Source organism: Psychrobacter sp. MF31, assembly GCF_012847335.1.
Lineage (GTDB): Bacteria > Pseudomonadota > Gammaproteobacteria > Pseudomonadales > Moraxellaceae > Psychrobacter.
In genome coordinates this window covers 1-13,167 of the sequence record NZ_JABBDX010000004.1, presented here as the reverse complement: position 1 = coordinate 13,167, position 13,167 = coordinate 1, and the positions used below count along the sequence as shown (strand labels likewise).

The window sequence follows — 13,167 nt, the reverse complement described above, 5'->3', positions numbered from 1 at the left end:
TTCATAAATAACGTCCAATGATACGGGCGTTTAATATCAACAATAACAAACAAGAATAAGGCAATTATGGCACACGATATATTATTTGAAACGGTCAAAATGGGCGATCAAACGCTAAAAAATCGCATTGTAATGGCGCCCTTAACACGACTTCGCGCCGTTGAGCCGGGTGATGTCCCGACAGCGATGGCAGGCGAGTATTATTCGCAGCGCTCAGGGGCAGGATTGATTATTGCTGAGGCAACGCAAGTATCGTTTCAGGCAAAAGGCTACGCAGGCGCGCCGGGGATTCACACCGATGATCAAATGACGGCTTGGAAAGCGATTGTGGACAATGTCCATGCTAAAGGCGGCAAAATCGTGTTGCAACTTTGGCATACAGGACTGGTCGCTCACAAAAGCGTTCAGCCGGAGGGCCGCGCACCGATTTCGGCGTCAGATGTTGATGTGGGCATCCGTACTTCGCTTCGTGATAGTGACAATCTTGCCATTCGCGTTGATGCTACCAAGCCGCGAGCTGCAAGTGTTGATGAGATTGAGCAAGTCATTAAGGATTTTGCCCATGCCACCAAAAATGCCAAAGCGGCAGGGTTTGATGGTGTTGAAATTCACGGCGCTCACGGTTATTTATTGCACCAGTTTTGGGTAGAGCACACCAACAAACGCGATGATGACTTTGGCGGCAGCCGAGAAAATCGCGCGCGATTAATGCTTGCGGTCATCGATGCTTGCGTTAGTGCTTGGGACAAAGATCACGTTGGCATTCGGATTTCGCCTTTGGGAACGTTTAACAATGTTGAGGCGGGCTATAACGAAGCGGATAACCTTTGGCTCATTGAGCAAATCAATCAGCGCGGCTTGATGTATTTGCATTTGTCTGAGCCGGATTGGGCAGGCGGTAAGCCTTATAGCGAGGAATTTCGTAAACATATTCGCGCCGCATTTGACAATTTAATTATTGCTGCTGGAGGCTACACGCCGGAGAAAGCCGAAACGCTCATTGAGCAAGGCTTGATTGATGCGGTTGCTTTTGGTCGCGATTATATTGCCAATCCGGATTTGGCAGAGCGCATCCAGATTGGTGCGCCCTTGAACCCCCAACATCCAGAAACCTTTTATGGCGGCGGCAGTGCCGGCTATACTGACTATCCGTTTTTAGACGATCGCCAAAACAAGAACTAATCCCACCAGATATTTAAAGAGCATCGTTTGAATTGAGGTCACGCCCTAGCCAAAATGACCGCGCCGATAGTCATCAAACGCTTGTTTGAGCTCATCGGCCGTGCTCATCACAAAAGGTCCATGAGCGGCAATCGGCTCGCCAATTGGCTCACCGCTGAGCAGCAAAATCCGAGCGCCGGAATCTTGTAACTTAATATCAATACGCCCGAACGTTTTGGGCAAATTGTCAGCCGCCGTTGCCGCTTCAAACTCAATCAATTGCCCCGCGCTCACTTCTTGGTCTTGAATGAGCGCTTGACCTTCTTGAATGAGCATCAATAAGGTATGGTCGCTGGGGATTTCTAGCGCTACTGTGCCTTTATCGCTCAGTTCAATATCCCAAATATTAATCGGTGTAAAGGTTGTTGCCGCGCCAACGTTTTTTTGAAACTGACCTGCGATCACACAAAGCTTACCAACCTGCCGACCGGTATCCAAATCTAGCAGCGCACTTGATGGAATCATCGCGCGCTTGATCTCTTGATAGCTTGGGGCGACCTCTTTTTTATCTTGCGGCAAATTGACCCAAAGCTGAGCCATACTAAACATGCCACCCGTTTTGCCAAATTCGGGCGCATGAAACTCTTCATGAACGATGCCGCGACCTGCCGTCATCCACTGAACATCGCCCGCACCAATCGTCCCTGAGCCGCCTGAAGAGTCCTTGTGACTGACCGCCCCATGATACGCCACCGTCACCGTTTCAAAGCCTTTGTGCGGATGCTTGCCAATGCCATGCGGCGCACTATCAAAGTTAGGATTGGGCGCAAAAACGGTCGGCTCGCCAAAATCTAACAGCAAAAACGGGTCGGTATGTTGGTAATTAAACTCAGGATTTTCTTGCAGATGGTTGATGACCGTTCGAACCAAAAAACCATCGCCAACCCAGTGTTTGGGACTGTCACCGTGGATCTTTTTGATGGCGCGCATCTAAAACCTCGCTTAAACAATCAACTTTTATATTATTTATATTATTAAATTAAGCTAATCAATAAAAATAAACTGTTAATTAAAAATTAAATTTTATTATAAGTGGCTTAAGACCGTTCAGCAAGACTTGAGCACAATCTTATAAGAATAATGTTAGTTTAAATTATTGATAACTAAACTATTTACATAATTTTCCTTATAACGATTGACCACAAACAAAGCCACTTGCCCAAGCCCATTGAAAATTATAGCCGCCCAAATGACCCGTCACATCAAGCGCTTCACCAATAAAATAAAGCTTGGGCTGCAATCGGCTTTCCATCGTTTTTGAGGAGACCTCATTGGTATTGACGCCGCCGCGCGTGACCTCTGCGGTTCGGTAGCCTTCCGTTCCTGAGGGTTTAAGTTGCCAGTGATTAATCAGCGCCCCGATTTGCTCAAGCTGATCGTCTTTAATATTAGCAATTTCGGTATCTTTGATATCTTGCCAAAAAAAGTCTTGAAACGCCAAAACCAGCTTTTTGGGCAATTTATGGTCGCCTAAATCCTCAAGCAAAATGGTACGGATGCGCAGCTTAGGGTGAGAAAGCTTTTTTGCCAAAAGCAAACTGGAGATGTCTGTGCTTGGCAACAAATTAATGGTGATGCTCTCGCCAAGTTGCCAATAGTTGGACAGTTGCAGCATCGAAGGTCCTGACAGACCGCGATGGGTAAATAACAGCGGCAAGTTAAACGCGATTTTGCTATTGCTGGCAATCACCGGAAGGCTGATTCCGGACAAACTGCTGATCAGCTCGCCGGTTTTGTCGGTAAAGGTAAATGGCACCAGCCCTGCTGACGTTGGCAAAATCGTATGCCCAAACTGCTCGGCAACCTCAAAGCCAAATCCTGTGGCGCCTAGCGTTGGGATGGACAGCCCGCCGGTGGCAATCACTAAAGATTGACCATAATAATTTTGAGGTGCGTTTTGAGCGTCACTATTTTTTTTAGTCACTTTTTGGGTGCTAAGCTCAAAAATATGATCACTATTTTGTAAGGTTTTAATTTGTTGAATTTGGGTATTGAGTTGAATAGTGACGCCTGAGTTTTGGCACTCGGTTAATAGCATCGCTAAGATGTCTTTTGCAGAATCATCACAAAATAGCTGACCGTGATCGCGCTCATGATAGGCGATGCCATGAGCCTCAACCAATCCAATAAACTCCCAACTGGGATAGCGACCTAGCGCCGATTTGCAAAAATGCGGATTGGCGCTGATAAAATGGGTCGGATCAACAAAATAATTGGTAAAGTTGCAGCGACCACCGCCGGACATGAGGATTTTTTTGCCCGCTTTATTGGCGTGATCCAAAACCAAAACGCGCTTGCCTCGGCGGGCAGCAGTAAAGGCGCAATATAAGCCGGAGGCGCCCGCGCCAATAATGATAACGTCAAAATCCAAGGGGGATGACATAGAAAGTCCCAAAATTACAAATAAGCTCAACATTATAAAAGATCGCGGATCAAAGCGGGAGGCTAAAAGTTTAGTGTGACAAGCGAAGTTAGAACCGATTAACCAAGATATTTGATGTTTATTTTTTATTTACAATGGTTTAGTTATATTGTGGTCATTGATCAATTGTGTCTTGCATCACCGCGCCTTATTTGTCAAACTGATTCATGCCTTAAATAAATAATCAGTAAAAAAACATCAATAATAGTTTTTAATAATAATTAAGGATGATGACCATGACTCAAAAGATTTTTCCCATTGCCGATGACTTTTTGCAAGCGGCGAACACCAGCGCTGAGCAATATGCCAAAGATTACGCGCGATCGATTGCATCAAATGAGGATCGCGATGCGTTTTGGCAAGAGCGCTCAAAATTGATCGACTGGATTAAAGCGCCTAGCATTATTAGTAACGTGAATTATGATTTGGACGACTTTCGCATCAAGTGGTTTGAAGATGGCAAGCTGAACATTTCGGTCAATTGCCTTGATCGACATTTAAAAACCAATCCGTATAAACCGGCGCTGATTTGGGAGGGCGATCACCCCTCACTGCACAAAATTATCTCATTTAAAGAATTGCATAGCGACGTTTGCCGATTGGGAAATGCCATGCGCAAGCTTGGGGTCAAAAAAGGCGATCGGGTCACGCTTTATATGCCAATGGTTCCTGAAGCCATGGTGGCGATGCTGGCTTGTGCGCGGATCGGCGCGGTTCATTCGGTAGTTTTTGGTGGCTTTTCTGCTGAAAGCTTGGGAAATCGCATCATTGATAGCCAGTCCAAGCTTGTGATCACCGCCGATGAAGGCATTCGCGGCGGCAAACGAACGCCCCTTAAAGTCAACGTAGATCGCGCCCTTGATATGGATGGCACCGATAGCGTTGAAAAAGTGATCGTCGTTCATCGAACCGGAAGCTCGATTCCGATGAGCGGTCGCCGCGATGTTTGGTATCATGCCTTGGTTGAAAGTGAAAGCGAGTGGTGCGAGCCTGAGGTGATGGACGCTGAAGACCCGCTGTTTTTACTTTATACCTCAGGATCAACTGGCAAACCTAAAGGCGTGTTGCATACCACCGGCGGCTATATTACTTATGCGCTATCAACGTTTCGCGATGTGTTCGATATTAAAGACGACGATATTTATTGGTGTACGGCGGATGTGGGCTGGGTTACGGGGCATACTTATGTCACCTACGCGCCGCTAGCCAATGGCACCACAACCGTGATGTTTGAAGGCGTTCCTGAATACCCAACGTGGGCGCGCGTGGGGCATATCATTGATAAGCATTGTATCAGCGTACTTTATACCGCGCCCACTGCCATCCGCGCCATGATGAAAGAGGGCGATACCTTTGTTCGCGAGTCTAACCGCTCAAGCTTGCGCTTACTAGGAACGGTTGGTGAGCCGATCAATCCTGAAGCTTGGGATTGGTACTATCATGTGGTCGGCGGCGGTCGCTGTCCGATTGTTGATACGTGGTGGCAGACCGAAACCGGCGGGATTTTACTGGCACCGATTCCGGGAGCAACAGGGCTTAAACCCGGCGCCGCTATGAACCCGCTATACGGCATCAAACCTGAAATTATAGATACCGATGGCGTAGCGCTTGAAGGTCCTGCTTCTGGCAACCTTGCTATTGCGGGCGGCTGGCCAGGACAAATGCGAACCATTTATAACAATCATCAGCGCTTTATTGAGACTTATTTTAGCGCCTATCCGGGTTATTATTTCACCGGCGACGGCGCTCAGCGCGATGAAGATGGTCACTACTGGATCACCGGCCGCGTTGATGATGTGCTTAACGTTTCAGGTCACAGACTTGGCACCGCTGAGATTGAAAGCGCGATCGTCGCTCATCCTGCAACGGCGGAAGCGGCGGTCGTTGGCATGCCGCATGACATTCGCGGCGAGGGCATTTGCGCGTTTGTTATCTTAAAGGCAGGGGAATCTCCATCTGAGCACCTAAAAGCGGCGCTTAATCGTCACGTCAGATCAGAAATCGGTCCCATTGCCAATCTTGATGCCGTTTATATCGTCGATGCGCTCCCAAAAACGCGCTCCGGCAAAATCATGCGCCGGATTTTACGCAATCTTGCTGCCGGTCAATTCGTCGGCTTAGGCGATTTGTCCACGCTTGCTGACAGCACCGTGATTAACAAGTTAATTGAAGCAGTAAAGGCGGAACGTAAAGCTTGCCGTTAACTTTCATAAAATAAAAGCAAGCACTGCTGAAAAGGTGGTGCTTGTTTTTTTAATTATAAGAAAAGTATTCAATTGGCAGTCAAAACCAAAGCTTATTATAAGAGCATAAAAAAAGCCCACAGAGGAGGAGCTGTGGGCTGAGGAAAAACGAATGGCGTTATTGTTATTAGTATTTATTATGTTATCAGTCGTCTTAAGTTATCAATGCCGTCTTTAGCTTGGTTTTCAATCTCCTCTAACATACGCTTACAATTATCAGTGTACAACTGTTCTTGATTTAAGAATAGCTAAATTTTGGGGCAATTACTAGCGTATTTACAACTACTTACGATTAAGTTCTCATTACCCTTTTCATTCTCAATTTAGGTTTTTGACCCCTTAACTTGCGCGTAATCTTACCAAGGTTGGCATGACGTTATGCCATAAAAGTGCTAAGCTACTAAGCTTCCGTCATTCTTAAAACTGGGTTTGCCATGACCGAAAGCTCACGCTTGTCTGAGGATGCTCAGCAAGACTCAAGTATTTTTAATTTGCCGAACAATCTGACCATCGCGCGGATTGTGATGATTCCACTGTTTGTCGCGATCGCCTATTGGCCGCCAGCGCTTGGGATTAACGTTCCTGCTATTTCGGACAATGTCATTGCTCGAGTTGGTATGAGCGAATTTAGCGACAGTTTGCTGCGCCATTTGTTATTGACCGCCGTATTCATTTTGGCGGCAATCACTGATTGGCTCGATGGTTATTTTGCCCGAAAGCTGAACGTCAGCTCCGCATTTGGGCGCTTTTTAGACCCTGTTGCGGACAAATTGATGGTGGCAGCGGCGCTGATTATTTTGGTTCAATGGCACTCGAACATTATTATGGCAATTGCCGCCATTGTGATTATCTCGCGTGAAATTGCCGTGTCGGCGCTTCGTGAATGGATGGCGGAACTTGGCGCTCGTACTAGCGTTGCGGTATCGTATGTTGGCAAGCTTAAAACAACCTTTCAAATGATTGCGATTACCGTGCTGCTGCTCAATTGGGAATCGCTTGAGCTGATTGGTTATGGTTTGATGGTGGCGGCGGTGGTGCTCACGCTTTGGTCAATGTTTATTTATTTGAAAGCGGCTTGGCCCTATTTAAAGCAAAGTGGTTAGTAAAAGCTATCAATTAAAAAATGCCAGTAACGTAAATTACTGGCATTTTTTTTGGCGATTGGACATCATTATTATTTTTTATTGTTATGAGTTATTATTTTTATTTTTTACAACGTCATTATTTTTTTATAAAGTTATTATTATTTTTATAGTTTAATATTATCAAATTATAGTTATTTTCAAAATTTCTTATCGTTATTATGATGTTCCAAAAAATTATTAATTATTATAGTTATCCAATCGCCAGATTGTGTTTTTTGCAGTTCAACCTTTATAGTGAGATTTTAAAGGTTTCGCCGATATCTTCTGCAGTTTTGCCATCTTGGACAGCGGCGGCAGTCATTTTAAACATATTGATTACTGAATTGCCGCTCATCCAACATTCAGCGCCGTGGGGGATAACTTTAATGAGCTGAACTTTTTCGTCGTCTTTGCCGTGCTCAAAAAAGGCGCTGTCCATTGGTGACCAAAGCTCATCAAGTTTTAATTTGTCATCGACCAGTTCAGCGCGAGCGCTTAGGGATACGTAATCTTTTTCATCTTTTGAGGCGTAGGTCAATCCGACATGAGAGTTTTCGGCTAAGTCTTGGACGACAGGTGAGGTTTTATCACCAATGAACCAAATCTCTTTGTTATTGATGTCAGTTTCGGTGGTGGTCATTGGCCAAGCATGAATGTCACCTTTTTTATTAACGGTGCTCATCATGGCGAATTTGACATCTTTAATAATGGTATTGATTTGCTCAAGCTGTTTTTGTTGGTCGCCTTGGTTTTTCTTATCGTCTTGACTCATTACAGAACTCCTTGATGAAGCATTGTTGTTATGATGGAAAAGTTAATCAAGCTTAACGATTGCCAATATAATCACTAAATACATTAAAAATTTGGCAATCAAAGGTAGCCTTGCAGCTGAAACTAGAATACTTGGTTTTGGATAATTTTTTATATAGGTTGCCGGTAATGGGGTGTGAGCGTTTGTAAGGTTTAGCAGAGTTGCGTAACTTACCGATTTGGAAAAAAGCGGGCTAAATTGACCTTTACTCCTGATAATTGCAAGGCTTCTTGGTATAATGCGCAAACTATTTACTTTGCATGGCACTGATGCCTTTGTTACGGATTACGCTTTATGATGATCATCGCCGGAAAGCCGTTTTTAACCGATTTTCAGACGCAGCAACTCCTTTCTCAGTTTGAGCAAAAAACCAACCTTACGATCACCTCCATCAAATCGCAACAAGTTTTTGTATTATCGCAATCCTTAAATGAGGACGCTTATCAAAAGGCGCTGGATTTGCTCGGCGTCACCGCTGACATCGCGCTTGAAAAAGCCGAAGCCACTGAGCGGCAAGTGGTGGTGTCGCCACGATTTGGGACGATTTCCCCTTGGGCAAGTAAAGCCACCGACATTTTTAACAATTGTGACATCAATATCGAGCGCATTGAGCGGGTGATTGTGTTCACGCTTGGCTTTGACGGTGATGCTTTAGCCAAGTTACCAAAAGCGGCAGAAGAACTTTTATTCGATAAAATGACGCAAAGCTTGGTTTATGAGTTGGAGTCGGTCGGTCAGTTGTTTGATGATGAAAGTCCTGCAAGTCTTAACCATATCGATGTGATGGGTCAAGGTCGCGCGGCGCTTGAGGCGGCAAATAAAGAGTTTGGCTTTGCGTTATCCAATGATGATATCGATTATCTTGTCAATGCTTATGTGAATGAGCTTGGTCGCAATCCAACCGACGTTGAATTGATGATGTTTGCCCAAGCCAACTCAGAGCATTGCCGCCATAAGATTTTTAATGCCCAGTGGACGATTGACGGTGAAGTTCAGCCAAAATCGTTGTTCCAAATGATTAAAAACACCCATCAAAAAAATCCTGAAGGGATTTTATCCGCCTATAAAGACAACGCAGCGGTGATGGCAGGGTCTGAGGGTTTGCGTTTTTATCCGGTGCCAAATGACGCGATGGACGTAAACTCTGAACATACTTACGGCTTTCATCAAGAAAATATCGATATTTTGATGAAGGTGGAAACGCACAACCACCCAACGGCAATCGCACCGTACGCCGGAGCAGCAACGGGAGCCGGCGGCGAGATCCGTGATGAAGGCGCAACTGGTCGCGGTGGTAAGCCAAAAGCAGGATTGACCGGCTTTCATGTGTCGCATTTGCACATTCCAGAATTGCCTGAAAAATGGGAACAATCTGGCAACGTATCTACCCAAGATTACGGCACGCCGGAGCGCATGGCAACCAGTCTTGAAATCATGCTGGATGCCCCATTAGGTTCAGCAAATTTTTCTAATGAATTTGGTCGCCCGAATCTTTGCGGTTATTTCCGCAGCTTTCAACTGGATACCTCAGAAAATCAAGACGGCAGTCAAATGCGCGGCTATCATAAGCCCATCATGCTTGCCGGTGGTTATGGCAACATCAAGCGCAATTTGATTGAAAAAAATGGCATTTCTGAGGGCGATTTGCTGATCGTTCTTGGCGGTCCTGCGATGCAAATCGGCTTAGGCGGCGGCGCTGCAAGTTCGGTCGATAGCGGCGACTTGGACGAAGGTCTTGATTTTGCCTCGGTTCAGCGCGATAACGCCGAGATGGAGCGCCGCTGTCAAGAGGTGATTGACCGCTGTTGGGCGCTTGCCGGAAATGATACTGAGGCAAGTAATAACAGTAAAGACGGCAACCCTATCGTGTCCATCCACGATGTGGGCGCAGGTGGTTTATCAAACGCGATGCCAGAGCTGGTCAACGACCACGAAATGGGCGCGCATTTAAACTTACGCCGAGTGCCTTCGCTTGAAGCTGGCATGTCACCAATGGCAATTTGGTCAAATGAAGCTCAAGAGCGCTACGTTCTTGCCATTCGCCCTGAAAGCCAAGCGCAGTTTGACGCGATTTGTGCTCGTGAGCGCTGCCCGTATGCGATTTTGGGTGTGGCTACGAGCATTCGCCAATTAAAAGTTGATGATGACTTATTAAGCGAGCAGCCCGTTGATATGCCGATGCAAGTCTTGCTTGGGGGTACGCCAAAAATGCAGCGCAGCTTTGAGCGCGTGGAAACAACGCTTCCGGCGCTTGATTTGGCAAGCGTTGATATCCGCGAGTCGGTATTTGACGTGCTGCGTCACCCAACCGTCGCTAGCAAGTCGTTTTTAATCAGCATTGGCGACCGCTCAATCACCGGAATGATCGTCCGTGACCAGTATGTGGGTCGTTACCAAGTTCCGGTTGCCGATTGCGCGGTGACCGCGTCAGGATTGATTGCCCTTGATGGTAAGCCCATGAGCGGCGAGGCGATGAGCATTGGCGAGCGCACCCCTGTCGCGCTGATTAATCCAAAAGCCTCAGCGCGACTTGCCGTTGGCGAAGCGATTACCAACATGGCTGGCGCAAGCATTAACAAATTGTCCGACATCACCATGTCCGCTAATTGGATGGCAGCTTGCGGCGAAGACGTCCAGGATGCTGCGCTTTTTGATGCTGTTCACGCAGTTGGTGAGGAGCTTTGCCCCGCGCTTGGTATTGCCATTCCGGTGGGTAAAGACTCGCTGTCAATGCGCGCCAACTGGACGGACGATGCTGGTCAAGACAAATCGGTTGTCTCCCCCATGAGCCTTGTCATTACTGCCTTTGCACCGGTAACCAATGTTGAAAAAACATTGACCCCTGAGCTTGTAAAAACCGACAGCGCCTTTTATCGCCTTGACTTGTCCAAAGGTCAATTCCGCCTTGGTGGCTCAATTTTGGCGCAAACGCAAAGCCAACTTGGCAATGATTGCCCAGATTTGGACGACAGCGCTGATTTAATCCACTTCTTTAACTTTATCCAAGCCGCCAATCAGCAAGGCATCATCAGCGCCTATCACGATATTGGCGATGGCGGGATGCTGGCAAGCGTTAGCGAGATGCAATTTACCAGCCGTCTGGGCATCAAGCTTGCGCTCACTGATGACAATTTACTCGGTCAACTGTTCAGCGAAGAGCTTGGCGCGGTCATTCAAGTGTTGCCTGAAAACGTCAATGATTTGATGGCGTTGGCAGAAAAACACAATGTTAGCGATATGCTGAGCCTAATTGGTCAAAGCTGTGACGAAGATGCGCTAATTATCCAATCGCCAAGCTTATCCGGCGACAACACCTTGCGCTTTGAGCGCCGCGCTATCCAAGAAGCTTGGAGCCAAGTCAGCTACCAAATCGCCCGCCGCCGCGACAATCCAAATTGCGCTCAAGACGAGTTTGATTTAATCAGTAACGATAAGCATCAAGGCTTAATTGCGCATGCTAATTATGAATTAAACCAAGCCATTGAAGCGCCGTACTTAAATAGCCGAAACAGCAAGCCAAAAGTCGCCATTTTGCGTGAGCAAGGCGTTAACGGTCAGCTTGAGATGGGCGCAGGATTCACCCGAGCAGGGTTTGAGGCGCTTGATGTTCACATGAGCGACCTGTTAAGCCGCCGAATTGACTTGCGCGACTTTGACGGTTTGGTCACCTGTGGCGGCTTTAGCTACGGCGACGTGCTAGGCGCGGGGTCAGGCTGGGCGCATTCGGTATTGTTCCACGATGAGCTACGCATGCAGTTTGTGCGCTTTTTTGCCCGTCCTGAGACGTTTACCCTTGGCGTTTGTAACGGCTGTCAGATGATGGCGCAATTAAAAGACCTCATTCCGGGGGCGGACAACTTCCCGCGCTTTATCGCCAACAAATCGGGTCGCTTTGAAGCGCGAACCGTCAACGTTAAGATTGAGCGCACCAAATCGGTCTTGTTTAAAGGTATGCAAGACAGCATCTTGCCGATTGCCGTTGCCCACGGTGAAGGTTTTGCCACGCTAAATGCCGTTGACGTCGACGGCATGGCGCGTCACGGTCAGCTTGCCATGCGCTATGTTGATAGCCAAGGCGCGCCTACCGAAACCTATCCGCTCAACCCCAACGGCTCGGTGGGCGGCGTGACCGGCATCTGTAGCACTGATGGTCGCGTGACCATCATGATGCCGCACCCTGAGCGCAACCTTCGCGCTTATAACCACAGTTGGAAACCCACTGAGTGGGACGGCGACGGCGCTTGGATGCGGATGTTCCGCAATGCCAGAGCGTGGTTGCGATAAAGTTTAATCGTTAAAAGATTTAGCAATAAAAAAAGGCGAGCGCGGGCTTGCCTTTTTTGTTTGAGGTTTAGGTTATAGATTAATTTGGAGGATTTTTAGGAATATTAAGAAAACATTTATAATTTTCTGAATAGTATTTGATTAATCCTTTTATTAAATCCTCATTATTTAAAGGGTTTTTAATACACCTTGTTCCGTCAGGAAAAAACATTGATTTATCTTTTATATTACCTAAATAACTACTTAGTAGTCCAAAGTTTTGGTTCTTAGAGCTTTTGCTCAACCTTCCTAAAGTTCGCGCCATTAAAATTAAAGGTAAATCATCGAAGTATACTTCTTTTAAATTATTGATAGTATCATTTTTTCCAACAGTGCCTTGTAATATTTTTCTCCATTGGTGAGTTGGACTTAGATCAGAGACAATAAAATGCGCAACCGCTACATAAGGAAAACCTATATTCCAAAGCCCTTCAGCTTGGGAAAAACCAAACTGATTAGGAGATTTATTTTGGTTTGTATAAGCGGATCTTAATACTTTAGCTTCAATTGCCATGGTTTCTGAGAACACTAAACTATCTTTAGTGTAAGGTATAATTAGAACGTCAACGTCCCCAGGGCGTTTTAATTCTGGATGGACTTTGTAAGAATCAACTAGCATACTGACAACAACGCCCTTGTAAAAATTATTTTCAAAAAATAAGGGGTTTAATTTTCTATAGCATGAGCCGAAATAACGTTTATCTATTAGTAATCTTGCAATAATACCTCGCTCATCATTATTTTCGAACCACTCTTTAGGTAAATGTATCTTAGTTCCGTCTGGTAGAGGTGCTATTAAAGGTAAAGGTTTGAAAAATTTCATAAATTAAACATCTTAGCTTTTAGGTCGTGTCTTCAATTGGATAAGCCATAAATAATAGCTACAATACTGCATCTATGGATATGATGCGAGAAATACGAGTCATGGCGAGAACAGCCCTAACAGATACGCTTTGGGAACAATTGCAATCAACAATGACACAGCATGGCTGCTATCAAACTCAAAACAGTCGAGAGGTCATG

At 46.1% G+C, this 13,167-nt stretch carries 8 protein-coding genes; 4 read left to right on the top strand and 4 right to left on the bottom strand.

The window, feature by feature from the left end:
* The first annotated feature begins 66 nt into the window (after window positions 1–66).
* A complete protein-coding gene (locus HF322_RS06325) occupies window positions 67–1,182 on the top strand; it encodes an alkene reductase (RefSeq protein WP_169392575.1) in 1,116 nt (371 codons plus the stop codon).
* A gap of 45 nt (window positions 1,183–1,227) precedes the next feature.
* Here HF322_RS06325 and HF322_RS06320 read toward each other — a convergent pair whose 3' ends face one another.
* Both HF322_RS06320 and HF322_RS06315 read right to left on the bottom strand, forming a co-directional pair.
* Window positions 1,228–2,151: a pirin family protein gene (locus HF322_RS06320; RefSeq protein WP_169392574.1), complete on the bottom strand. Its 924-nt coding sequence runs from the start codon at window positions 2,149–2,151 to the stop codon at window positions 1,228–1,230.
* Between the two features lie 196 nt (window positions 2,152–2,347).
* Window positions 2,348–3,604: an NAD(P)/FAD-dependent oxidoreductase gene (locus HF322_RS06315; RefSeq protein ID WP_169392573.1), complete on the bottom strand. Its 1,257-nt coding sequence runs from the start codon at window positions 3,602–3,604 to the stop codon at window positions 2,348–2,350.
* Between the two features lie 275 nt (window positions 3,605–3,879).
* Between HF322_RS06315 and acs the strand changes: the two genes are divergently transcribed.
* On the top strand, window positions 3,880–5,847 hold the full coding sequence (gene acs, locus HF322_RS06310) for an acetate--CoA ligase (RefSeq protein ID WP_169392572.1): 1,968 nt from the start codon (window positions 3,880–3,882) through the stop codon (window positions 5,845–5,847).
* A 473-nt stretch (window positions 5,848–6,320) separates the two neighbouring features.
* Window positions 6,321–6,989 (top strand): CDP-diacylglycerol--glycerol-3-phosphate 3-phosphatidyltransferase, encoded by a 669-nt coding sequence (gene pgsA, locus HF322_RS06305; protein WP_169392571.1) that lies wholly within the window; start codon window positions 6,321–6,323, stop codon window positions 6,987–6,989.
* Between the two features lie 271 nt (window positions 6,990–7,260).
* On the opposite strand, the gene HF322_RS06300 is transcribed toward pgsA, so the two are convergent.
* Complete coding sequence (locus HF322_RS06300; protein ID WP_169392570.1) at window positions 7,261–7,782, bottom strand: pyridoxamine 5'-phosphate oxidase family protein; 522 nt, start codon at window positions 7,780–7,782, stop codon at window positions 7,261–7,263.
* 333 nt (window positions 7,783–8,115) lie between these two features.
* On the opposite strand from HF322_RS06300, the gene purL reads away from it, so the two are divergent.
* Entirely contained in the window at window positions 8,116–12,105 is a 3,990-nt protein-coding gene (gene purL, locus HF322_RS06295) for a phosphoribosylformylglycinamidine synthase (RefSeq protein WP_169392569.1), read from the top strand.
* A gap of 79 nt (window positions 12,106–12,184) precedes the next feature.
* Here the strand turns inward: purL and HF322_RS06290 are convergent, their stop codons facing one another.
* On the bottom strand, window positions 12,185–12,967 hold the full coding sequence (locus HF322_RS06290) for a hypothetical protein (protein ID WP_169392568.1): 783 nt from the start codon (window positions 12,965–12,967) through the stop codon (window positions 12,185–12,187).
* Between the last annotated feature and the right edge of the window lie 200 nt (window positions 12,968–13,167).

Bases quoted from the DNA above. Each gene is read 5' to 3' on its own strand.
- HF322_RS06325 (WP_169392575.1), top strand. From the start codon at position 67: ATGGCACACGATATATTATTTGAAACGGTCAAAATGGGCGATCAAACG.
- HF322_RS06320 (WP_169392574.1), bottom strand. From the start codon at position 2,151: ATGCGCGCCATCAAAAAGATCCACGGTGACAGTCCCAAACACTGGGTT.
- HF322_RS06315 (WP_169392573.1), bottom strand. From the start codon at position 3,604: ATGTCATCCCCCTTGGATTTTGACGTTATCATTATTGGCGCGGGCGCC.
- acs (WP_169392572.1), top strand. From the start codon at position 3,880: ATGACTCAAAAGATTTTTCCCATTGCCGATGACTTTTTGCAAGCGGCG.
- pgsA (WP_169392571.1), top strand. From the start codon at position 6,321: ATGACCGAAAGCTCACGCTTGTCTGAGGATGCTCAGCAAGACTCAAGT.
- HF322_RS06300 (WP_169392570.1), bottom strand. From the start codon at position 7,782: ATGAGTCAAGACGATAAGAAAAACCAAGGCGACCAACAAAAACAGCTT.
- purL (WP_169392569.1), top strand. From the start codon at position 8,116: ATGATGATCATCGCCGGAAAGCCGTTTTTAACCGATTTTCAGACGCAG.
- HF322_RS06290 (WP_169392568.1), bottom strand. From the start codon at position 12,967: ATGAAATTTTTCAAACCTTTACCTTTAATAGCACCTCTACCAGACGGA.